Here is a 20,935-nt window from a genome sequence, read left to right as displayed (position 1 = left end):
GTGACACAGTCACGTCATGACATGATTAACCCGCCGTCCACATTGATGGTTTGGCCGGTGATGTAGTCGGCATCGTCCGAGGCAAGAAAGGCCACGAGACCCGCCACGTCCTCGGGCTGACCGGCGCGCTTGAGCGGAATGCCCGCCACCCACTCGGCCATTAACTCCCCTTTGCCGTAGGTTTTTTCCGGCCCGCTGAGAATTTCTCCCCAAACGCGGTCGTTATATTCCCACATCTCGCTTTCAATGATGCCGGGGCAGAATGCATTGACGGTAATGCAATACGGTGCCAGCTCGAGCGCTAAACTTTGCGTAATGCCGATCACGCCCATTTTGCTGGCGGCGTAATGCGGTGTGTAAATGAATCCGTTGCGCCCCTGACCGGAAGAGGTGTTGATCAGCCGCCCCTGGCGCTGGCCGACCATATATTTTGCCGCTTCCCGGCAGCAGAGCCACACTGCAGTGGTATTTACCGCCAACACTTTCTCAAAATCGCTTTTGGGCATCTGGTCAAAACGATCGATAGTGATCACCCCGGCGTTTTGAATGGAAACGTCGATCGCGCCGAATCGCTCCCAAGCCTGACGATAAAAATCAACCACCTGCGCCTCATCGGTGACGTCGAGGATCACCGGCAGAATCTCCACACCATAACGCTGGCGCAGCGTTTCCGCCGTGGTCAGAATGCGTTCCGCATTCGATGCAATCACCAGATTGGCGCCCAAACGGGCGAAGCGCTCAGCGATGCCGGCCCCAATGCCGCGGCATGCGCCGGTAATCACCACGGTTTTCCCCGTGAAATCACGATTCATGGTTGTTCTCCTGTCATCAATGAGCTCGCCTGCGGCCGCCACAAGGTGCGTTGCACCGCCTGCCGCCAGGCGCTGTAGTTTTCCTGCAGCTGCCGGTGGCGCTGCATATCGGGTTTAAATTCATCATGTTGGGGCAACAATGCCGCCAGTTGCCGATCGGTAGTCCCCCACAGGCTGCGCATCGCCATCAGCGCCGCCCCCAGCGCCGAGAGTTCCGCCGTGTTGCTGCGCCACACCGGGCAACCCAGCAGATCGGCCTGAAACTGCATCAGCCAGTCATTGCGGCTGGGGCCGCCATCGGCCATTAACCCCTGCAATGCAAAACCCGGCTGTTGCCGCAATACGCCGATCACATCGGCGATTTGATAAGCCACCGACTCAAATGCGGCCCGCACCAAATGTTCCCGCCGCGTGCCGCGGCTGAGGCCGCAGATCACGCCGCGCGCCTGCTCATCCCACCAGGGTGCGCCGACCCCGGTCAGTGCCGGCACAAAATAGACGCCACCGCTGTCGGCCACGCAAACAGGCAGTTCACTTAACGGCGTCTCGCCCCCCGCCGACATGGCGGTGATATCCAGCATCCAGGCAATGGCGTCGCCGGTGTGGGGAATATTGCCCTCCAGCGCATACTGCATACGCTCGCCATCGTGCCAGGCGACGGTCGTTGCCAGAGCGCTCGTGTCGCATTGCGCTTCGGCGATCGGCGCCATCACCGATGAACCGGTGCCATAGGTGGCCTTAACCTGCCCCGCCTGGCCGAGCGCATGGCCGTACAGCGCCGCATGCGAATCACCGACCATCGCGCCAATCGGAATGCCGTCGGCAATGCCTTCCAATCCCAACGTCGCGCCGAACACATGGCTGGAGGGAGAGATCGTCGGCAACGCCTGGCGGGGAATGTTGAACAGCGCCAGCATCCGCTCGTCCCAATCGCCGGAGGCAAGGTTCAACAGCTGGGTGCGAGCGGCATTGGAGGTATCGCAGCCGAATGCCTGTCCTCCGCTCAACTGCCACAGCAGCCAGGCATCGATGGTGCCAAGGCAAATTTCTCCGTTCTCCGCCATCCGTTGCCCCCCTTCGCAGCGATCGAGCAACCAGCGCATTTTCGCCGCCGAGAACAGCGGTGAAAGCGGCAGGCCGGTGGCGCGACGCACCACTTCGGCCTGCCGATCGTGCCGCAGCCGTTCACAGAAATCGGCGGCACGCGCGCATTGCCAGGTTAGGGCCGGACCGATCGGCTGGCCGTCGGAACGCCGCCAACCGATGGCGGTTTCACGCTGGTTGCTGATGGCGATACCGGCAATACGGGATGCGCCGGCCAACGCAATCGCTTCCCGCAGCACCGCCAGAGAGGCTGCCAGTAAGGCCTCACCCCGCTGTTCCACCCAACCGGGCTGCGGCGTCTGCAGCGTCAACGGCCTGCTGGCTCTGGCGACGATCGCCCCCTGCGCATTCACCACCACGGCCTTGGCGTTGCTGGTGCCTTCGTCCAACGCGACAATGCAATCCGCTTTAACCATGGCTCACCTCAGCCAGCGGCTGCACCGCTTTTTTCTCCTGCCGCTGCATCAAAATGACCTTGCTCTGCAAACGCTGCTGGAACTGGTCAATCACCACGGCGGTAACGATCACCAGCCCTTTAATCACCATTTGCCAGAACTCGCTGACGCCCATCATCACCAGACCGTCCGCCAGAAAAACGATCACAAAGGCGCCGATGATCGAACCGAATACCCTGCCGCGGCCACCGCTGAGCGCCGTACCGCCCAGCACCGTCGCGCCGATGGCGTCCATCTCGAACATATTGCCGGTCATCGGGTGCGCGGTTTGCAACTGAGAAGCGATGACCAGCCCCACCAGCGCCGCACACAGCCCGGAGAAGGCATAGACGAACATTTTCACTTTGACGATCGGCACCCCCGACAGCCGCGCCGCCGGCTCATTGCCGCCAATCGCATAGATATAACGGCCCAGCGGCGTTTTCTTGGTGAGATAGACCCCCAACAACACGATGGCCAACATCAGCCAAATCGGGTTGTAAATCCCGAGAAAGGTGCCGGATCCCAGGGCCGCGAAACCGGTGTTGCCCAGCGCTTCCATGCCCACCAGATTGGGATAGGTTTTGCCGTCCGCCGTCAGCAATGCCGCCCCACGCGCCACGTACATTGCGCCCAGGGTACAGATGAATGGCGCAACGCCGAGCCGCGTAATCAGCGTGCCGTTGACCAACCCCAACAATACGCCCAACAGCGCCACCGCGCCGATCACTTCGAAAACGTTGAGAAACAGCCGGTTGCCATCCCACAGCGGGATACCGACGGTCAACAGCGCACCGGCGATCATCCCGCACAGGCCCGCCACCGCGCCGACCGACAAATCGATGCCGCCGGTGAGGATCACCAGCGTCATGCCAACCGCCAGCAGCCCGGTAATCGCCACGTGCTGCGTCATGATCAGCAGATTGGAGACGGTCAGAAAATTCGGCACCATGCCGCTGAAGAACAGCACCACCAGCAACAGGGCGATGAAGGTGCGCGCCTGCAGCAAATACATATACAACCGATACTTGGTTTGCATTGCCTTATCCTTATGCGTGTGGGGTTGAGGCGCGGATCAGCGTTTCGCGATCGGCCCGTTCGCGCGGCAGATCGGCCGTCAGTTTCCCGTCCGCCATCACCATCACCCGGTCGGCCAGTGAGACCACCTCATCCAGCTCCGACGAAGAGAACATCACCGCCAGCCCCTGGCGTGCCATCGCGCCAATCAGGTGATAAACGTCCGTTTTGGCGCCGACGTCGATTCCGCGCGTCGGCTCATCGAGAAACACTACCTGCGGCCCGGTCAGCAGCGCCTTGCCCAACACCACTTTCTGCTGATTGCCGCCGCTCAGGCTGGTGATTGGCAGCTCCCGGTCACTCACCTTGATCGCCAGTTTTTCGATCATGCCGTCGACCAACGCACACTCCCCGGCCGCCGCCAACGGCCGCAGCGCGTTGCGCCCCAGGCTGGCCAGGGTCATGTTGGCCTTGATCGACATCATCTGCACCAAACCCTCCGCCTGCCTGTCTTCCGGCACCAGCGCCATGCCCAACGCCATGCGCTGACGAAACCCCAACCGCTCCACGCTTTTGCCGTTGAGCAGAATGCGGCCTGCCGTCTGGCGCATCACGCCGTTGATCACCTTGAACAGTTCGGTGCGGCCGGCGCCCAACAGGCCATAAATGCCGATCACTTCCCCTTTGCGCAGTGAAAAACTGACGTCGTTAAGGCAATAGCCGCCGTTTTCACGCGGCAGCGTCAACTGCTCAACCTTCAGCACTTCATCCCCTTGCTCTGCCGCGCAATAATCAAAGTGCTTGCTCTTTTCCCCGACCATCTTTTCGATGATCCACGGGATGCTGACGTTGCAGACCGGCTCGGCGGCAACAAAACGCCCATCGCGAAACACCGTGATGCGATCGCCAATCTCCATCAGCTCTTCCAGACGGTGAGAAATGTAGATGATGGTGACGCCGCGTTTTTTCAGATCGGCGATCACCCGAAACAGCGTGCGCACTTCAGCCTGGCTCAGCGCCGACGTCGGCTCATCCATGATCAGCACCCGGGTGTCCTTCGCCAAGGCGCGAGCAATTTCCACCAGCTGCTGATGTCCGATGCCGAGACTGCCCAACGGCGTATGCGGATCGATGTCCAACTCCAGCCGCTGCAGCAAGGATTTGGCCAGCTGATATTGATAGTCCACATTGATGCGGCCACGCTGGAAGAACTCGTTGGCCATAAAAATGTTGTCCATCACCGACAGGTTGGGGAACAGGTTCAGCTCCTGGAAAATAATGCTGATCCCGAGCCGCTCCGCCTGCTGCGTGGAAGTTAGCGTCACCGCTTTACCCTCCAGCTCGATGGTGCCGGAGGACGGGGTTTCCACCCCCGCCAGCAGCTTCATCATGGTCGACTTGCCGGCGCCGTTTTCGCCGATCAGCACGTTGACCTGATTGCGAAACACTTGATAACTCACGCTATCCAACGCGGTGACGCCAGGATAGAGACGCGAAACGTTGCGCGTTTGAATAATGACCGGATCGCTCATCACGCCCCCTTAAGGTTGAATGCGTACCGGCGTGATCAACAGCGGCTCGGCAGGCGCCTGCCAGCTGCTGAATACGCCGTACACGGTAATGTGGTCACCCACCTTGGGCGGGGATCCGGCCAGTTCGTCGATCGAAGCCTGATTAATCGCCCTGGCAAAATCGCCGAACAGCGCTTGGTCATTGAAATCGCCGTAGCTCAGCCCGCGATAGCTGTCGCGCAATGCCGTACCGCGATAAACCGGCCCGATCTGCACCTCCACGCTGCTGAGCGGTGCATCGGTCAGCTTGAGCGTTAATTTTCCGCTGCGCGAACGGGTGTTGACCGCCGCGACTTCACCGCTGACCTTAACGTTGAAATAACATGGAAACTCCGGTTGAGCGCGGTACCCCAGCAGACCGCAGGCGCTGTCAAAATCCTTGGCCTGGGCGATCCGGGCAAGCAGCTCGCCCAGCGGCTGCGCCGTTTTGACCGCTTGCGGAGCGATTTGGCCGCGGTAAATTTCCGCCGCCTGCGCCACATGCGAATTCACCGGGGAGCGAAGCTCCGCCAGCTTTTTCTCCGAAACGATACGGCAACCGCTCAACGCCAGGACGACGGTGACGGCCAGCGCAATGCGCATCGACATAACAACACCTCCGATCGCACCCCGCCGCCGGGACGGGGTGGTGAAAGACGCCGCTCAGCGCGGATTACGGTTTGAAGTTGAAGTCACTGACCCGTTGCGCATTGTCTTTGCCGATCAGGATGCCGCGGAACATCACGCGCTCCTTGCCGGTATAGCTGCCGGATTGGAAATAGCCGTCGAGGATTTCAATGCCCTGCGCGGCGATCGCCTGCGCCTGCAACATCACGCTGGCGTAGAGGCTGCCGTTGAGAATGGCGTCGCGTTCATCGTTGCTGCCGTCGATGCCCACCACGGTGACATCCTGCCGGCCGGCGGCCTTCAGCGCCGCCACTGCGCCCAGCGCCACCGGGCCGTTGCCGCAGATCACGCCTTTGATGTCCGGATGCGCCTGCAGAATGCTGTCCATGATGCGTTTCCCTTCCAGCAGATTGCCCTTGGCATCCTGCCGCGCCACGCTGACCATCTCAGGGTATTGGTCGATCACGTTGTGGAACGACTGCGAGCGCGTAACGCAGTTATTGTCCGCCAGGTTGCAGGTCAGCTCGGCGTATTTGCCGGTTTCCCCCATTTTTTCTACAAACTGGTTGGCGACGTCCGAGCCGGCCTGGAAGTTGTTATGGGTGATCTGCGCCAACGCCACGCCATCGACCGGGATCTCGCGGTTGATCAGTACCACCGGAATACCGGCGTTTTTCGCCTGCTGCACGGCGGCGACGCTGGCCTGGGAATCGGCGTTATCCAAAATGATGCCCTGTACTTTGCGGCCGATAACCAGGCTGATCAGCTCCCCCTGGCGCTTAACGTCTTCGCCGTGCGACAACACCAGCGTCTGGTAACCGAGCGACTTGGCCTTGCTCTCGGCCCCCTTGGCCTCTGCGGAGTAATAAGGGTTATCCAGCGAATTGACGAGAATGGCGATCGTGCCCTTTTCCGCCGCCATGGCAGAGGTGCAGGCAAAACCGGTGAGCAGGGTAAGGTAAGTGGCTATTTTTCTCATGATGGTGTTCTCTTATCGTTGTGTTGAACATCGTCTGGTGTTGGCGATCGCTGCGGTTGCCGCTTACCAAATGGTAAAACCGCCGTCGATCATCAGGTCCGCGCCGGTAATCATGTCGCTGCCGTTGCTGGCAAAAAACAGGATCGCCGCCGCAATTTCGTCGGTATAAGCAAAACGCCCCAGCGGGATCAGCTTTTTCATCGCCTCGCCCTTCTCGCCGCGCCAGGCTTTCTCTCCCATAGGCGTCAGCACCACGGTGGGCGATAACGTGTTGACCGTAATGCCGTGCGGCGCCCATTCTTTGGCCATCACCTTGGTCATGCCCAGCAGCCCTGCCTTGGCGGAGGTGTACGCGCAGTGATCGTCAATGGCGATGGAGGCCGCCTGCGACGCGATGTTGATGATTTTCCCGCCGTGGCCGGCGGCTATCGCACGGCGCGCCAGTTCTTGCGAGCACAGGAAGGGCCCGGTGAGGTTGACCGCCAAGTGGCGCTGCCACTCCTCGAGCGTCACTTCCGTCGCCGGCTGCAAATTGACATAGCCGGCGCAGTTGACCAGGATATCGAGCCGGCCAAAGCGCCGCTGAGCCGCATTGAAGGCGGCAGCCACCGAGTCGGATTCGGTCACGTCGCACACCTGGCAGAACACCTGTTCTTCCCCCAACTCCCGCAGCGCCGCCGCGGCCTTGTCCTGTTCGAAGGCCGGATACATCAATACCAGGCGCGCGCCCTTTTCCAGCAGCAGGCGATTGGCAGCCATCGCGATGCCGCCCAGACCGCCGGTGATCACCGCCACTTTCCCTGCCAGCGACATCTGGCTATCGACACCGTAGCGTAAATTAACGTCGTATTCGTTCCGCTCCATCGCATTCCCCCTATGGCGTTAACTGAGCATGCAACCCTGCGGCGTCGATGGCGTATTGCCGCCGCAGCGCCGCCCGGCTGCTGCTGTGGGTAAATTCATAAGCCGGCACGCCCAGCGCGGTAAACGGCCGCGGCAGCTGATGCCGCAGCAACAGCTCACCGATGATGGTGCCCAGGCCACCGCTGAGGGCGTGCTCCTCCATGGTCAGCACCCGGCGGTGCGAACGTATCAACGCCACTACCGCCGCCTCATTGAGTGGCCAGAGCGAAGGCAGCGAGACGATGGTCGGGTTATCGCCCAATTCCAGCACCTTCATCGCCTCGTGCGCCAGCGTCCCCAGGCAAAACACCAGGCTGTCAGATCCTTGATGCAGCACCTCCGGCTCTCCGGGGCGGAAGTGATAGCTCGCGTTCAGCACCGGCAGCTTGTCGCTGTCCATACGGATATAGGCCGGGCCGGGTTGCGCGATGACATAACGGACAATCTCTGCCGCTTGTCGCGCATCCGCCGGCGCATAGACGCTGAGATTGCCCAGCGTGCGGGCGATGGCGATGTCGTTCATGCAATGGTGCGTCGCCCCCAGCGGCCCATAGCCGAATCCGGCATTCAGGCCGAGCATTTTCACGTTGGTTTCCGTGTAGCAAACATCGTTTTTCATCTGCTCGTTAGAACGGGCGAACAGGAAAGGCGCGGCGTTAGCGGTAAAGACCGTGCGGCCGCTGAGCGCCATGCCGGCGGCCATGCCCACCATATTTTGTTCGGCGATGCCGACGTTCACCACACGCTCCGGATAAGCCTGCTCAAAGGGCGCGATTTTCGACGTGGACGTGGAGTCCGCCACCATCACGCTCAGATCTGCCCCCGCCAGCTGCTCTTCGATCAACGCCGTCACCACGGCATCGCGTAAGTCCTGCATGTTCACCCCTCCAGTTCCGCCAGCGCCTGCGCCAGCTGTTGTTCGTCCGGTACCGCGTGATGCCAGGCGGCAACGTTAGCCATAAACGACACGCCGTGCCCCTTTTCGGTATTGGCCAAAATCACCCGCGGCTTGTCTTGGCTCGGGCGTTGGATCGCCGCCACCAGCGCCGCCGGATCGTGCCCGTCGCACTCCAGGGTTTCGAAACCGAAAGCGCGCCATTTTTCCGCCAGCGGCTCCAGCGGCATGATGGCCTCTGTCTTGCCCGCCAGCTGCAGCCGGTTGCGATCGACGATGGCAATCAGGTTATCCAGCTTGAATTTGCTGGCCGCCATCGCCGCCTCCCAGTTGGATCCCTCCGCCAGCTCGCCGTCGCCCAGCAGCACGAAAGCGCGGCGATGTGCGCGCCCGGCCAGTTTGTTGCCCAGCGCCAGCCCCACGGCGATCGGCAGGCCATGCCCCAAACCGCCGGAGTTGATCTCCACCAGCTCCGGCAGCTTCTGCCGCACCGGATGCCCGGCCAGCAAGGTGTCGTCGCCCATGAACTGATCGAGCACCGCCGGATCGAGCAGGCCCATCGCCGCGCAGCTGCAGTAAAAACCGCCGGCGCCGTGCCCTTTAGACAAAATGAACCGATCCTGATCGGGCCGGGCATTGCCGCGATCCATCACCGCCATATACAAGGTGCAGATGATGTCGATTTCCGACAGATCGGCGCCGGTATGGCCCTTGCCTGCCTTATGGTTCATGGTCACCACATATCGGCGCGCCTGGCGCGCCGTGTTTTTAATCGCCTGGAAGTCCATCGTCACCTCTGCTTGAGCACATTGATTATCGTTATCGCCTCTAAAACGATCCGCTAACCTGCCATTGATTTTCGAATGGAAATCATATGCAGCAAAAACGATAATTAATGTGGGCAAGATCAAATTTCAAGCAAAAGCACGCAGCAGGCGGAATCACAATTCATAAAAAGCAATGAATAACAATGAAATAAAAGCATTCAAACAACTTAAAATTCGTTTTAGCCGGTGACTTTCGCTGACACCATAGACTTTCGAATAAAAATCAATAGGGATTGACCGGGTTTATCCATAGCTTTATCAATAATCGCGAGCTAAAATTCAGCGCATCAATAAGGAGTTGCCGTGGCAAACCGCCCGGCGGGAACTGACAGGTGCAGGAGTCTTTCGATTGAAAAGCAAAAGCGAACAGCTGGCGGAAATGCAGCAACGGCGCGAAAAGATCCTCGACATGATCCGCGAAGACGGCTCGGCGACGGTCAAAATGCTGACCGATACCTTCAAGCTGACCGAAGCGACCATTCGCACCGACCTGCGGGTCCTGCAGCAACAAGGTTATGTGCAGCGTTTCCACGGCGGCGCAACCCTGGTCGATGGCAAGCAAAACACCCATGCCATGCTGTTGGAACGCCAGGTCAACCTGACCGCCAAGGATCGCATCGGCAAGCTCGCCGCCGGTTTTATCGAACCGGGCGACACCATCATTCTTGATTCGGGCACCACCACCACGGCTATCGCCAATCACCTGAGCCACATCAAGAAACTGTCCGTTATCACCACCGGCGTCAATATCGCGCTGCAGCTGGGCGGCGAACCGGGCGTGAACATTTTGCTGACCGGCGGCTCGTTCAAATTTCCGACGCTTTCCACTTCGGGGGACAAAGCCGCCGGCTTCTTCGAGAACGTTCTGGCCCAGAAACTGTTCCTCGCAACGGCCTGCATCTCACCCCGCCACGGCCTCAGTTTCCCAAGCGAAACCGACATCAAACTGAAAACGGCGATGATCAACGCAGCCAACACGGTGTATGTGGTTGCCGACTCCAGCAAAATCGATAAGGTGTCGATGTTCGCATTGCCCTGTGACTGGCAGCATATCGACTATTTGATCACCGACGACGGTATCAGCAATACCACCATACAGGCCTTTGAGAAGGTGGGAGTAAAGGTGTTGGTGGCAGGCGCCTGACGGGCGCCTGCGAGAAGAATGCTTATTCCGGCTTGCGCGCCGCGATTTCCTGCTGCTCTTGCGGCGGCGGCGTCAGCGGGCCAAACCAGCGCTGCGCCAGCCAGCAGGTGACCACCACCAACAGCCAACTGATCAGCGTGGCCATCGCCAGATCGCGTGGCCAGTGCATCCCCAGCAGCAAACGGCTGCCCATCACCCCCGTTGCCCACACCATCAGCAGCGCGACGGTTTTATAATGGCGGCGCGGCCACAGCAGCCCTACGCCCAACAGCGCCCAGGTGGCAGCGAACATCGTATGCCCCGACGGGAAAGCGAAACCGGTTTCAAACTGCCAGTGCTTGCGCAGCCAGTTCGGCACCAGGGTCTGATCCTGCAATTGCTCGCGCACCAGCGCGCTGCGCTCTTTGCGATGCAGCGAATAGAAGTATTTGCCGTCCACGCCGTGGTTTTGCTCCAGCCATACCACAAACGGCCGCGGTTCTTGCACCCGATCCTTGATCAGCGACTTGATCCCCTGCCCAATCACCAACGCGGCGGAAAGCAGGATCGCCAGACCGATGGCCGCCTTGAGCCGAAAGCGCAGACACCACAAAAACCAACCGCAAAGGATAGCGCTGGTCAAAATGCCCCACGGCGAGGTCACGGTTTCGGTCACCCAGTACAGCGCTTTCAGCAGCCGATCATTGCCGCCGGGCTGCCAGTGCCAGCCGGATACCCAGACCGCCAGCGGCATCAACAGCAGCAGCAGCGCGCCGCCCGCCGTGCGTTTTGCTATCTCATACATTCCCGTTTTCCTCTGCGTGAATCAGACTGCAGTGTAACAAGAGTGTAATCTTGATAACACGCGAAAAATTAAACAGATAGGCAACCTATCGCAATAATAGGTAGCCGGAAAACGCCATCTGCTGGTTTGCTGAGCACCGCCCGGCAAGAAGTTGTGGCAAAATAGCCGATAATTAACGAAATAGAGATCGGCGCAGCACGTTTTAGTCTTGGTCAATTTACCGAACCGGACTTAGGATGCGCGACAATGATTGAATCGTAGGTTTTTGTGGAGAGTGACATGCAGCTTAAACGGGTGGCAGAGGCTAAACTGCCGACACCTTGGGGCGATTTCCTGATGGTAGGATTCGAAGAACTGGCGACCGGGCATGACCATCTGGCGCTGGTATTCGGTGATATTTCCGGCGAAGCGCCGGTGCTCGCGCGCGTGCATTCCGAATGTCTTACCGGCGATGCCCTGTTCAGCCTGCGCTGCGACTGCGGTTTTCAGCTGGAAGCCGCGCTGGAGCAAATCGCCGAAGAAGGCCGCGGCATTCTGCTTTATCATCGCCAGGAGGGCCGCAATATCGGCCTGTTGAACAAGATCCGCGCCTATGCCCTGCAGGATAAGGGCGCAGACACCGTGGAAGCCAACCACCAGCTCGGCTTCGCCGCCGACGAGCGCGACTTCACCCTGTGCGCCGACATGTTCAAACTGCTGGGCGTCGACGCGGTGCGCTTGCTGACCAACAACCCGAAAAAGGTCGAGATCCTGACCGAAGCCGGCATCAACATCAGCGAGCGCGTGCCGCTGATCGTCGGCCGCAACCCGAAGAACGAACACTATCTGGCGACCAAGGCCGCCAAAATGGGCCATTTGCTCGACCAGAAGTGATCGCCGCCGCGGCGGAAACAATCAGGGCGCCTTGCGGCGCCCTTTTTATTGCTTAATTACAGCATTTTCCTGATCACATAATGCAGGATGCCGTCGTTTTCGTAGTAGGTCAGCTCATTGCCGGTATCGATGCGGCAACGGGTGTCGATCACTTCCTTGCGCCCGTCGGCATAGGTGATGTGCACCGGCACCGTCTGGCCCGGCTGCAGCTGCTGCAGGCCGCCGACGCTGATCTGCTCATCCCCGGTCAGCCCCAGGGTTTTGCGCGTCACCCCTTGCGGGAACTCCAGCGGCAAAATCCCCATGCCGATCAGGTTGGAGCGGTGAATGCGCTCGAAGGATTCGGCGATCACCACCCGCACGCCCAGCAGGCGCGGCCCCTTCGCCGCCCAGTCGCGGCTGGAGCCAGAGCCGTACTCTTTACCGGCGATCACCGCCAGCGGCACCTTTTCCTGCTGATACTGCATGGCGGCGTCGTAGATAGACAGCTGCTGCTGCGACGGGATATGGCGGGTATAGCCCCCTTCCACACCCGGCACCATTTCGTTGCGAATGCGGATATTGGCGAAGGTGCCGCGCATCATCACTTCGTGGTTGCCGCGGCGCGAGCCGTAAGAGTTGAAATCCTGCGGCGCCACGCCGTGCTCGCTCAGGTAACGCCCCGCCGGGCTGTCGCGCTTGATGTTACCCGCCGGCGAGATGTGGTCGGTGGTCACCGAGTCGGCCAGAATCGCCAGAATGCGCGCGTCTTTGATGTCCTGCACCGGATCCGGCGTCACTTTCATGGTGCTGAAGAACGGCGGATGACGAATATAGGTAGAATCCTCCTGCCACTGATAAGTCGCCGAGCCGGTCACCTGGATCGCCTGCCAGTTAGCGTCGCCGTCGAACACTTCGCCATATTCCTTGTGGAACATCTCGGTGCGCACTTCTTCCACCGCCTGAGCGATGTCCTGGCTGCTCGGCCAGATGTCCTTCAAATAGACCGGTTGACCGTCGTTGCCCTCGCCCAGCGGCTCTTTGGTCAGGTCAATCTTCATGCTGCCCGCCAGCGCATAAGCCACCACCAGCGGCGGTGAGGCCAGCCAGTTGGTTTTCACCAGCGGGTGGATGCGCCCTTCGAAGTTGCGGTTGCCCGACAGCACCGCGCCCACGGTCAGATCGCCCTCTTTTATCGCCTGCTCGATCGGATCCGGCAGCGGGCCGGAGTTACCGATGCAGGTGGTACAGCCATAGCCCACCAGATTGAACCCCAGCTCTTCCAGATAGGCGGTAAGTTTGGCGCTATCGAAGTAGTCGGTCACCACTTTGGAACCCGGCGCCAGCGAGGTTTTTACCCAGGGCTTGCTGCGCAGCCCTTTCTTGACGGCATTTTTCGCCAGCAGGCCGGCCGCCATCATCACGCTCGGGTTGGAGGTGTTGGTGCAGGAGGTGATCGCCGCGATCACCACCGCGCCGTCGCGCAGTTCGTGCTGCTGCCCGTCCAGCGTAAAGGTTTTGCTGTCGGCTTTGGCCTTTTGACCGCCGATATCCAGCTCGGTGGCGGCCTTGAACGCCTGCGGCACATTTGGCAGCGCAACGCGATCCTGCGGGCGTTTCGGCCCGGCGAGGCTGGCTTCCACCGTCGACATGTCCAGCGCCAGCGAGCTGGTGAAGACCGGTTCATCACCGGGGTTGCGCCACATGCCCTGCGCCTTGGCGTAAGCTTCCACCAGCGCGATTTGTTCTGCGCTGCGGCCGCTGAGCTTCATATAGCCGAGCGTAACGTCATCTACCGGGAAGAAGCCGCAGGTGGCGCCAAATTCCGGCGACATGTTGGCGATAGTTGCCCGGTCCGCCAGCGGCAGATCGGCCAGGCCATCGCCGTAAAACTCGACGAACTTGCCGACAACGCCGTGCTTGCGCAGCATTTGGGTGACGGTCAGCACCAGGTCGGTGGCGGTAATGCCCTCGCGGAGCTTGCCGGTCAGCTTGAAGCCGACCACGTCGGGGATCAACATCGACACCGGCTGGCCCAGCATAGCCGCTTCCGCTTCGATGCCGCCGACGCCCCAGCCGAGGATGCCGAGGCCGTTGATCATGGTGGTGTGGGAGTCGGTGCCCACCAGCGTATCGGGATAAGCCACGCGGCGGCCGCTTTCGTCGCTGTGCCAGACCGTTTGGCCGAGGTATTCGAGGTTGACCTGGTGACAGATGCCGGTGCCCGGCGGCACCACGCGGAAGCGGTTGAAGGCTTTCTGCCCCCAGCGCAGGAAGGTGTAGCGCTCGTGGTTGCGCTGCATTTCGATACGCACGTTGTCTTCAAAGGCGTTGTCATCGCCAAATTCATCGACGGTGACCGAGTGGTCAATCACCAGATCCACCGGCGACAGCGGGTTCACCTGATCGACGTTGCCCCCCAACCGCCGCACCGCTTCGCGCATCGCGGCCAGATCCACCACCGCCGGAACGCCGGTAAAATCCTGCATCAGCACGCGCGCCGGGCGGTAGGCTATCTCACGGTCGGCATGGCCGGTTTGCAGCCAGGCGACGATGGCCTTGAGGTCGTCAACCTGCACGGTATCGCCATCCACATGGCGCAGCAGGTTCTCCAACAGCACTTTCATTGATTTCGGCAACCGGTCGATATCACCCAGCTGCTTCGCCGCCAGCGGCAGACTGTAATAGTAATATTCGCTATTCAGCGCAACCAGCTTATCCATACTTGTTTCACGAAGATCGGACGACATAGCTCCTCCATTTCTTATTGTGATAAAACAGGGTAATCACTGAGGTCTTGTTTAAAGATACCACAAAGATAAGTTAACGTTTTGATAACAACACGATTTGATCACAACGATAGGCGGGAACAATCAGCGCAAAGGAAGTCCGAACGCCGCCAAGGGGTTAGGCGGTGCGCCAACGAAAACGCTGCAACGAGGCGGCGCTTTGGCGAGGAAGACCTCGCGGCTTTAGCGGGGGTTAGCTACGCCTTAGCAGCACATCCCGAAGGATATGAAAGTCAGATGCCTGATAGAGAGTGTTCCTGGAGGACGGCGACTTTTCAGGATGATCAACAAGCAAGGTGCGGATTTCCGGGCTAAAAAAACCCGGTTTGGCAGGCGCCTCTCCGGGTTTGATTTGATATCGTCAACGATTACTTAATCGGCAGCTTGATGTCCTTGAACATCGCCTCGATCTCTTCGTTGGAACGTAGCGCCACCGCGCTGTCGACCACGTCACGCGTCAGGTGCGGCGCGAATCGCTGAATGAAGTCGTACATGTAGCTGCGCAGGAAGGTGCTGCGGCGGAAGCCGATTTTAGTGGTGCTGTAGGTGAAGATATCACTTGCATCCACCGTCACCAGATCCGGATCCTGCACCGGATCCACCGCCATGCTGGCGATCACCCCCACCCCCAATCCCAGACGCACATAGGTTTTGATCACGTCGGCGTCGGTGGCGGTAAAGACGATGCGCGGCGTCAGGCCGGCGCGGTTGAAAGCGGTATCCAGCTCCGAACGCCCGGTAAAGCCGAAGGTGTAAGTGACGATCGGGTAAGCCGCCAGCTCTTCAATGCTGATGCTGCTTTTGCCCGCCAAAGGATGATCGGGCTTCACCACCACCGCGCGGTTCCAGTGGTAGCACGGCAGCATGATGAGATCGTCGTACAGGTGCAGCGCTTCGGTGGCGATGGCGAAATCGGCGGTGCCTTTGGAGACCGCTTCGGCGATCTGCGTCGGCGAGCCCTGGTGCATGTGCAGCGAGACACGCGGGTAACGCTCGATAAAGCCCTTGATGACGTTGGGCAAGGCGTAGCGAGCCTGGGTATGCGTGGTGGCGACGTACAGCGAGCCTTTGTCCGGGTAAGTATGTTCACCGGCGACGGCTTTGATGGCATCCACCTTGGACAGCACTTCACGCGCGATGCGAATGATTTCCTGGCCGGCCGGGGTGACCTGGGTCAGGTGTTTGCCGCTGCGGGCGAAGATCTGGATGCCCAGCTCATCTTCGAGCATGCGCACCTGCTTACTGATGCCGGGTTGCGAGGTATAGAGCCCTTCTGCCGTCGAGGAGACATTCAGGTTGTGGTTAACCACTTCCACAATGTAACGAAGCTGCTGCAATTTCATATCTTATACCATCCTAGGTTAAACACTGCGGCTTACCCGCAGCCAGGTATATCGGTGTCGCCCCGGTATGCTGAAACTCACAAGCCATAAACACCGTGTTTTACCCTGATGGTGAAGAAAACGCCGTTGTTAATAAGCTTTAATAATAAAAAAACTTTTTATATAACCACTATACCACGTTGCAGCTTCAAGTATAGATCCGCGTCACACTATGATAACGATTATTTTGCATTGTTATCAACGTGAAACGGCGGTGACGGAGGGGTAAAAACAGCAAAGGATAGATCCGTTTCCCCCTTTTCACCAATAAAAAACCAGCCGCCAGGGCTGGTTTTTCATCTTGCGGGCGGGACATTGGCCTTACTTCTTGCCTTCGACCCACTTGCCGTCCACGTAGAACGCGGACCAACCGGTCGCCTTGCCGTCTTTTTCAGAAGAGACGTACTGCTGTTTGGTTTTACGGCTGAAACGCACCAGCGTTTTATTGCCTTCGGCGTCCGCCACCGGCGCATCGGCCAGATAGCGCAGCTTCTCCGGCAGGCGATCCTTGAAGCGAGCCAGCTCTTCCACCAGCGGCGCGCGGGTCTCGCGCGATTTAGGGAAGGTGTTGGCCGCCAGGAACACGCCGGCAGCGCCGTCACGCAGCACGAAATAGGCGTCGGACTTCTCGCACGGTAGCTCCGGCAACGGCACCGGATCTTCCTTCGGCGGCGCGACGTCGCCGTTACGCAGGATCTTGCGGGTGTTTTTGCAGTTCTCGTTGGTGCAGCCCATGTACTTGCCGAAACGCCCCATTTTCAGGTGCATTTCCGAGCCGCACTTGTCGCACTCCACCACCGGGCCGTCGTAGCCTTTCAGACGGAACTCGCCCTCTTCGATCTCGTAACCGTCGCACGCCGGGTTGTTACCGCAGACATGCAGCTTGCGCTGGTTGTCGATCAGATAGCTGTCCATCGCCGTACCGCATTTCTTGCAGCGGCGGCGGGCGCGCAGCGCGTTGGTTTCCGCCTCGTCGCCTTCGAGGATGTTGAGCACTTCCGCTTCCGGCACCAGGTTGATGGTGGTTTTGCAGCGCTCCTTCGGCGGCAGCGCGTAGCCGGAACAGCCGAGGAACACGCCGGTGCTGGCAGTACGGATGCCCATCTTGCGGCCGCAGGTCGGGCAGTCGATGCTGGTCATCACCATCTGGTTAGGCCGCATGCCGCCTTCTTCCGGATCCTTCTCCGCCGTTTCCAGCTGTTCGCTGAAGTCGACGAAGAACTCGTCCAGCACCGCTTTCCACTCGGCCTGGTTGTTGGCGACCTCATCGAGGCCATCTTCCATGCGCGCGGTGAAGTCATAGTTCATCAGCTCGCGGAAGTTTTCTTCCAGGCGATCGGTGACGATCTCGCCCATTTTCTCAGCATAAAAGCGGCGGCTTTCCACCCGCACATAACCGCGATCCTGAATGGTCGAAATGATGGAGGCGTAGGTGGACGGGCGGCCGATGCCGCGTTTTTCCAGCTCTTTCACCAGCGAGGCTTCGCTGTAGCGCGCCGGCGGCTTGGTGAAGTGCTGGCTTGGGATCAGTTTCTGCAGATCCAGTTCGCTGCCGATTTCGACGTATGGCAGGGTGCGATCTTCATCGCCCTTGCGCAGCGCCGGCATGACCTTGGTCCAGCCATCAAAGCGCAGCGTACGGCCCTTGGCGCGCAGCTGATAATCGCCGGCTTTCACCGTCAGTGTGGTGGAATCGTATTGCGCCGGCGTCATCTGGCAGGCAACGAACTGGCGCCAGATCAGCTGATACAGCTTCTGCGCGTCCGCTTCCATGTCTTTCAACTGTTCGGCGAGCACGTTCACGTCCGAAGGACGGATCGCTTCGTGCGCTTCCTGCGAATTCTCTTTGCTGCTGTACTGATTCGGCGCCTTCGGCAGGTATTTGTCGCCGAAGTTGTCGCCGATGTAACCACGCACCATGTTGAGCGCATCCTGGCTCAGGTTGGTGGAATCGGTACGCATATAGGTGATGTGGCCGGCTTCATACAGCCGTTGCGCCATCATCATGGTTTTTTTCACGCCGAAGCTCAGGCGGGTACTGGCGGCCTGTTGCAGCGTGGAGGTAATGAAAGGCGCGCCCGGTTTGCTGCTGGTCGGTTTGTCTTCGCGATCGAGCACCGTGTAGCGGGCTTTTTCCAACAGCTTGACCGCGGCGTGAGTCTGCTCGCGGTTGACCGGTTTGAACGGCTTGTCGTGCGCGTGGGTCACTTCCATCTGCAGCGCGGTTTCACCCTTCGCCAGCAGATCGGCATGCAGCTCCCAATACTCTTCCGGCACGAAGGCCTTGATGTCGCGCTCGCGCTCAACCACCAGGCGCACCGCCACCGACTGCACGCGGCCGGCGGACAGGCCGCGGGCGATTTTCTTCCACAGCAGCGGCGAGACCATATAGCCCACCACGCGGTCCATGAACCGGCGCGCCTGCTGCGCGTTGACGCGGTCAATGTTCAGCTCGCCCGGCTGTTTGAACGCCTGCTGGATCGCGTTTTTGGTGATTTCGTTAAACACCACGCGGCTAAAGCGTTTGTCATCCCCACCGATCACTTCCCGCAGGTGCCAGGCGATGGCTTCCCCTTCGCGGTCAAGGTCGGTTGCGAGATAAATGTGGTCGGCGTTTTCCGCCAGCGATTTTAACTCGGCGACCACTTTTTCTTTACCCGGCAGGATTTCATAATGCGCTTTCCAGCCGTGGTAAGGGTCGACGCCCATGCGATTTACCAGCGCCGCCTTCTCATCTTTTTTAACTTTTTTCTTGGCTTTGTCTTCGGTTGAGTCAGCGCTCTTTTTGCTGGCTGAGCCACTGGTCGGCAAATCACGGATATGACCGACGCTGGACTTCACCACGTAGTCACTTCCTAAATATTTATTAATAGTTTTGGCTTTTGCCGGGGACTCAACTATTACGAGAGCTTTACCCATATTTACCTTTACCTAATTTATTTCTTCTAAAAAGAAGTCTTTTATCTCGCCGTGCCGCGGCAATTCGTGTCTCTTTTTTTATATTGCGGCAGTCTGGCAAGAGATCAACAGATTTTTTTCTTTTGGTTGCCCAACCGCTCAACCTGAACGCAAGTTGTTGATCCTGCCTGCTATTCACCCATGCCCCAGAAGTATGGCTGTGTGAGTTTTATTCATGGCGTAAACAAAACCTTCCACCCGACGCCGCAAAATCCCACACTGTACCTGATAAAAAGCGTCACGCAACCTAATTAGCACGGAAAGACCGATTTCGCCAACCGGCGGCCGCGCATGGCCATCCAGACGGCAAATAAACCTTAGTCGGTTTGCGGATAAAAGCGAACCGGCGTTAGAATATGCGCAGAGCTTTTAGTTTGGAGTCTAATAAATGCGCACAAATACTGCCCCTATCGGCCGCGAGGCCCTGCTGGCGGAAGCAAATAACATCATCCGCCAACACGAAGATTATCTGCACGGCATGATCGCCACCGACGTTGAACAAAAAAACGGCGTTTTAGTTTTCCGCGGCGAATACTTTTTGGATGCCGACGGATTGCCCACCGCCAAAACCACCGCGGTATTTAATATGTTTAAACATTTGGCCCATCTGCTTTCGGAAAAATACCACCTGGTCGATTGAGAAAAGAAAACGGGGGCGCCCGGCCCCCGCTGATTCACGCTATCGCCGCCGTTACAGCAGCGGCTTTTCCCCACGCTGCCACCAGCGCAACAGCAAGCGATCGACGCTTTCCGCCGCGCTGCCGGTAAAGCGATCCATCAGGCGTTTGCGGCGCGAATAGCGCACGGCGATCACTTCGTGGTTATCCAGCTCGGCGATCAGCAAGTCATCGCTGGTGCCGATAGCGTCAATCAGGCCCTTCTCTTTCGCCTGTGAACCGAACCAGTGCTCACCGGTGGCGACGCTGTCGATGTCGAGCGACGGGCGCTGCTCATGCACGAAGCGTTTGAACAGCTCGTGGGTTTCGTTCAGATCTTCGCGGAACTTCTCGCGCCCCTGTTCGGTGTTTTCACCGAACAGCGTCAGCGTGCGCTTGAACTGCCCGGCGGTGTGCAACTCCACGTCGATGTCGTTCTTCTTCAGCAGGCGGTGGAAGTTCGGGATCTGCGCCACCACGCCGATCGAGCCGATGATGGCGAACGGCGCCGCCACGATGCGATCCGCGACGCAGGCCATCATGTAGCCGCCGCTGGCCGCCACTTTATCCACCGCCACCGTCAGGCGAATGCCGCCTTTACGCAGGCGCTCCAGCTGCGAGGCCGCCAAGCCGTAGCCGTGCACCACTCCGCCAGGGCTTTCCAGCCGCAGCAGGACTTCATCCTGCGCCGACGCCACCGCCAACACCGCCGAGATCTCTTCGCGCAGCGAGGTCACCTCGTGCGCGTCCATGCTGCCCTTGAAATCCAGCACATACAGGCACGGCTTGGCCACCTCGACCGCGCCGGACTTGGCGCGCTGCTTTTTCAGCTTATCGTCGGCCTTGGTCTGTTTCTTGAACTGTTTCAGCCAAACCTTTTGCTCGGCGGCATCCATGCGCGCCAGGCGCATGTCACGCTGCATCTCGCGATACTGTTCACCGAGATCGGTCAGCTGCAGCTCCCCTTTCTGGCGGCTCTTGCGTTGCCCCAAACTGACAGCCAGGATGGCCAACGCGGCGATGGCGAGCACCACCGTGGCAACCTTGGCCAGAAACAGGCCATAAACAGATATAAACTCCACAGATTCCGCCTTTATTTACAGGTTGTTAGTATGATTCTTCCCATTTTAGCCAACCGCAGCGGCTGCTGTCGCGGCTAAATGAAAATTCATTGCGCACGGAGCATCACTATGGGGACGATTTGCGGCCGAACCAAGCCGTC

General features: G+C 59.3%; 17 protein-coding genes. 3 read left to right on the top strand and 14 right to left on the bottom strand.

Annotated features, from left to right (window positions below; all coding sequences use genetic code 11):
* Positions 1 to 14: 14 nt before the first annotated feature.
* The 9 genes from ACSBQQ_RS05055 to ACSBQQ_RS05015 all read right to left on the bottom strand — a co-directional run bounded on the left by ACSBQQ_RS05055 (position 15) and on the right by ACSBQQ_RS05015 (position 9,109).
* Complete coding sequence (locus ACSBQQ_RS05055) at positions 15 to 812, bottom strand: SDR family oxidoreductase (protein ID WP_060387840.1); 798 nt, start codon at positions 810 to 812, stop codon at positions 15 to 17.
* Entirely contained in the window at positions 809 to 2,332 is a 1,524-nt protein-coding gene (locus ACSBQQ_RS05050) for an FGGY family carbohydrate kinase (protein WP_039565871.1), read from the bottom strand. Before ACSBQQ_RS05050 ends, ACSBQQ_RS05055 begins: the two co-directional genes overlap by 4 nt.
* Complete coding sequence (locus ACSBQQ_RS05045) at positions 2,325 to 3,389, bottom strand: ABC transporter permease (protein WP_039565870.1); 1,065 nt, start codon at positions 3,387 to 3,389, stop codon at positions 2,325 to 2,327. The genes ACSBQQ_RS05050 and ACSBQQ_RS05045 overlap by 8 nt, the downstream gene beginning before the upstream one ends.
* A gap of 10 nt (positions 3,390 to 3,399) precedes the next feature.
* On the bottom strand, positions 3,400 to 4,899 hold the full coding sequence (locus tag ACSBQQ_RS05040) for a sugar ABC transporter ATP-binding protein (protein ID WP_060427978.1): 1,500 nt from the start codon (positions 4,897 to 4,899) through the stop codon (positions 3,400 to 3,402).
* Positions 4,900 to 4,908: 9 nt separating this feature from the next.
* Positions 4,909 to 5,526 carry a DUF2291 family protein gene (locus ACSBQQ_RS05035; protein ID WP_039565865.1) on the bottom strand — a complete coding sequence of 206 codons (618 nt, stop codon included), beginning with the start codon at positions 5,524 to 5,526 and terminating at the stop codon, positions 4,909 to 4,911.
* Between the two features lie 64 nt (positions 5,527 to 5,590).
* Positions 5,591 to 6,523 carry a D-ribose ABC transporter substrate-binding protein gene (locus ACSBQQ_RS05030; protein WP_048321653.1) on the bottom strand — a complete coding sequence of 311 codons (933 nt, stop codon included), beginning with the start codon at positions 6,521 to 6,523 and terminating at the stop codon, positions 5,591 to 5,593.
* A 63-nt stretch (positions 6,524 to 6,586) separates the two neighbouring features.
* Positions 6,587 to 7,387 carry a GolD/DthD family dehydrogenase gene (locus tag ACSBQQ_RS05025; protein WP_039565863.1) on the bottom strand — a complete coding sequence of 267 codons (801 nt, stop codon included), beginning with the start codon at positions 7,385 to 7,387 and terminating at the stop codon, positions 6,587 to 6,589.
* 10 nt (positions 7,388 to 7,397) lie between these two features.
* Entirely contained in the window at positions 7,398 to 8,303 is a 906-nt protein-coding gene (locus ACSBQQ_RS05020; RefSeq protein ID WP_039565860.1) for a transketolase family protein, read from the bottom strand.
* 2 nt (positions 8,304 to 8,305) lie between these two features.
* Entirely contained in the window at positions 8,306 to 9,109 is an 804-nt protein-coding gene (locus ACSBQQ_RS05015) for a transketolase (RefSeq protein ID WP_033634732.1), read from the bottom strand.
* Positions 9,110 to 9,497: 388 nt separating this feature from the next.
* Between ACSBQQ_RS05015 and ACSBQQ_RS05010 the strand changes: the two genes are divergently transcribed.
* Positions 9,498 to 10,292, top strand: a complete 795-nt coding sequence (locus ACSBQQ_RS05010; RefSeq protein WP_039565857.1) for a DeoR/GlpR family DNA-binding transcription regulator — start codon at positions 9,498 to 9,500, stop codon at positions 10,290 to 10,292.
* 22 nt (positions 10,293 to 10,314) lie between these two features.
* Here the strand turns inward: ACSBQQ_RS05010 and pgpB are convergent, their stop codons facing one another.
* On the bottom strand, positions 10,315 to 11,076 hold the full coding sequence (gene pgpB / locus ACSBQQ_RS05005; RefSeq protein WP_033647569.1) for a phosphatidylglycerophosphatase B: 762 nt from the start codon (positions 11,074 to 11,076) through the stop codon (positions 10,315 to 10,317).
* A 279-nt stretch (positions 11,077 to 11,355) separates the two neighbouring features.
* Between pgpB and ribA the strand changes: the two genes are divergently transcribed.
* Positions 11,356 to 11,949, top strand: coding sequence for a GTP cyclohydrolase II (ribA, locus tag ACSBQQ_RS05000; RefSeq protein ID WP_019452695.1), 594 nt, complete (start codon positions 11,356 to 11,358; stop codon positions 11,947 to 11,949).
* Positions 11,950 to 12,005: 56 nt separating this feature from the next.
* Here the strand turns inward: ribA and acnA are convergent, their stop codons facing one another.
* The 3 genes from acnA to topA form a co-directional block, all read right to left on the bottom strand.
* Positions 12,006 to 14,678, bottom strand: coding sequence for an aconitate hydratase AcnA (gene acnA, locus ACSBQQ_RS04995; RefSeq protein ID WP_033634746.1), 2,673 nt, complete (start codon positions 14,676 to 14,678; stop codon positions 12,006 to 12,008).
* Positions 14,679 to 15,085: 407 nt separating this feature from the next.
* Positions 15,086 to 16,060 (bottom strand): HTH-type transcriptional regulator CysB, encoded by a 975-nt coding sequence (gene cysB, locus ACSBQQ_RS04990; RefSeq protein ID WP_033634747.1) that lies wholly within the window; start codon positions 16,058 to 16,060, stop codon positions 15,086 to 15,088.
* Between the two features lie 360 nt (positions 16,061 to 16,420).
* A complete protein-coding gene (gene topA / locus ACSBQQ_RS04985; protein ID WP_033647571.1) occupies positions 16,421 to 19,018 on the bottom strand; it encodes a type I DNA topoisomerase in 2,598 nt (865 codons plus the stop codon).
* A gap of 427 nt (positions 19,019 to 19,445) precedes the next feature.
* On the opposite strand from topA, the gene ACSBQQ_RS04980 reads away from it, so the two are divergent.
* Positions 19,446 to 19,697 (top strand): YciN family protein, encoded by a 252-nt coding sequence (locus tag ACSBQQ_RS04980; protein WP_033634749.1) that lies wholly within the window; start codon positions 19,446 to 19,448, stop codon positions 19,695 to 19,697.
* Between the two features lie 51 nt (positions 19,698 to 19,748).
* Here ACSBQQ_RS04980 and sohB read toward each other — a convergent pair whose 3' ends face one another.
* Positions 19,749 to 20,795, bottom strand: a complete 1,047-nt coding sequence (gene sohB / locus ACSBQQ_RS04975) for a protease SohB (protein WP_033634750.1) — start codon at positions 20,793 to 20,795, stop codon at positions 19,749 to 19,751.
* Positions 20,796 to 20,935 lie beyond the last annotated feature (140 nt).

This window comes from Serratia sp. G204Y (assembly GCF_051172435.1).
Classification (GTDB): domain Bacteria; phylum Pseudomonadota; class Gammaproteobacteria; order Enterobacterales; family Enterobacteriaceae; genus Serratia; species Serratia sarumanii.
The sequence above is the reverse complement of the archived record's forward strand: the minus strand, read 5'-3'. Positions and strand labels throughout refer to the sequence as shown.

Excerpts from the sequence above, each read along its gene's own strand:
- ACSBQQ_RS05055 (WP_060387840.1), bottom strand. The coding sequence starts at position 812 with ATGAATCGTGATTTCACGGGGAAAACCGTGGTGATTACCGGCGCATGC.
- ACSBQQ_RS05050 (WP_039565871.1), bottom strand. The coding sequence starts at position 2,332 with ATGGTTAAAGCGGATTGCATTGTCGCGTTGGACGAAGGCACCAGCAAC.
- ACSBQQ_RS05045 (WP_039565870.1), bottom strand. The coding sequence starts at position 3,389 with ATGCAAACCAAGTATCGGTTGTATATGTATTTGCTGCAGGCGCGCACC.
- ACSBQQ_RS05040 (WP_060427978.1), bottom strand. The coding sequence starts at position 4,899 with ATGAGCGATCCGGTCATTATTCAAACGCGCAACGTTTCGCGTCTCTAT.
- ACSBQQ_RS05035 (WP_039565865.1), bottom strand. The coding sequence starts at position 5,526 with ATGTCGATGCGCATTGCGCTGGCCGTCACCGTCGTCCTGGCGTTGAGC.
- ACSBQQ_RS05030 (WP_048321653.1), bottom strand. The coding sequence starts at position 6,523 with ATGAGAAAAATAGCCACTTACCTTACCCTGCTCACCGGTTTTGCCTGC.
- ACSBQQ_RS05025 (WP_039565863.1), bottom strand. The coding sequence starts at position 7,387 with ATGGAGCGGAACGAATACGACGTTAATTTACGCTACGGTGTCGATAGC.
- ACSBQQ_RS05020 (WP_039565860.1), bottom strand. The coding sequence starts at position 8,303 with ATGCAGGACTTACGCGATGCCGTGGTGACGGCGTTGATCGAAGAGCAG.
- ACSBQQ_RS05015 (WP_033634732.1), bottom strand. The coding sequence starts at position 9,109 with ATGGACTTCCAGGCGATTAAAAACACGGCGCGCCAGGCGCGCCGATAT.
- pgpB (WP_033647569.1), bottom strand. The coding sequence starts at position 11,076 with ATGTATGAGATAGCAAAACGCACGGCGGGCGGCGCGCTGCTGCTGCTG.
- ribA (WP_019452695.1), top strand. The coding sequence starts at position 11,356 with ATGCAGCTTAAACGGGTGGCAGAGGCTAAACTGCCGACACCTTGGGGC.
- acnA (WP_033634746.1), bottom strand. The coding sequence starts at position 14,678 with ATGTCGTCCGATCTTCGTGAAACAAGTATGGATAAGCTGGTTGCGCTG.
- cysB (WP_033634747.1), bottom strand. The coding sequence starts at position 16,060 with ATGAAATTGCAGCAGCTTCGTTACATTGTGGAAGTGGTTAACCACAAC.
- topA (WP_033647571.1), bottom strand. The coding sequence starts at position 19,018 with ATGGGTAAAGCTCTCGTAATAGTTGAGTCCCCGGCAAAAGCCAAAACT.
- ACSBQQ_RS04980 (WP_033634749.1), top strand. The coding sequence starts at position 19,446 with ATGCGCACAAATACTGCCCCTATCGGCCGCGAGGCCCTGCTGGCGGAA.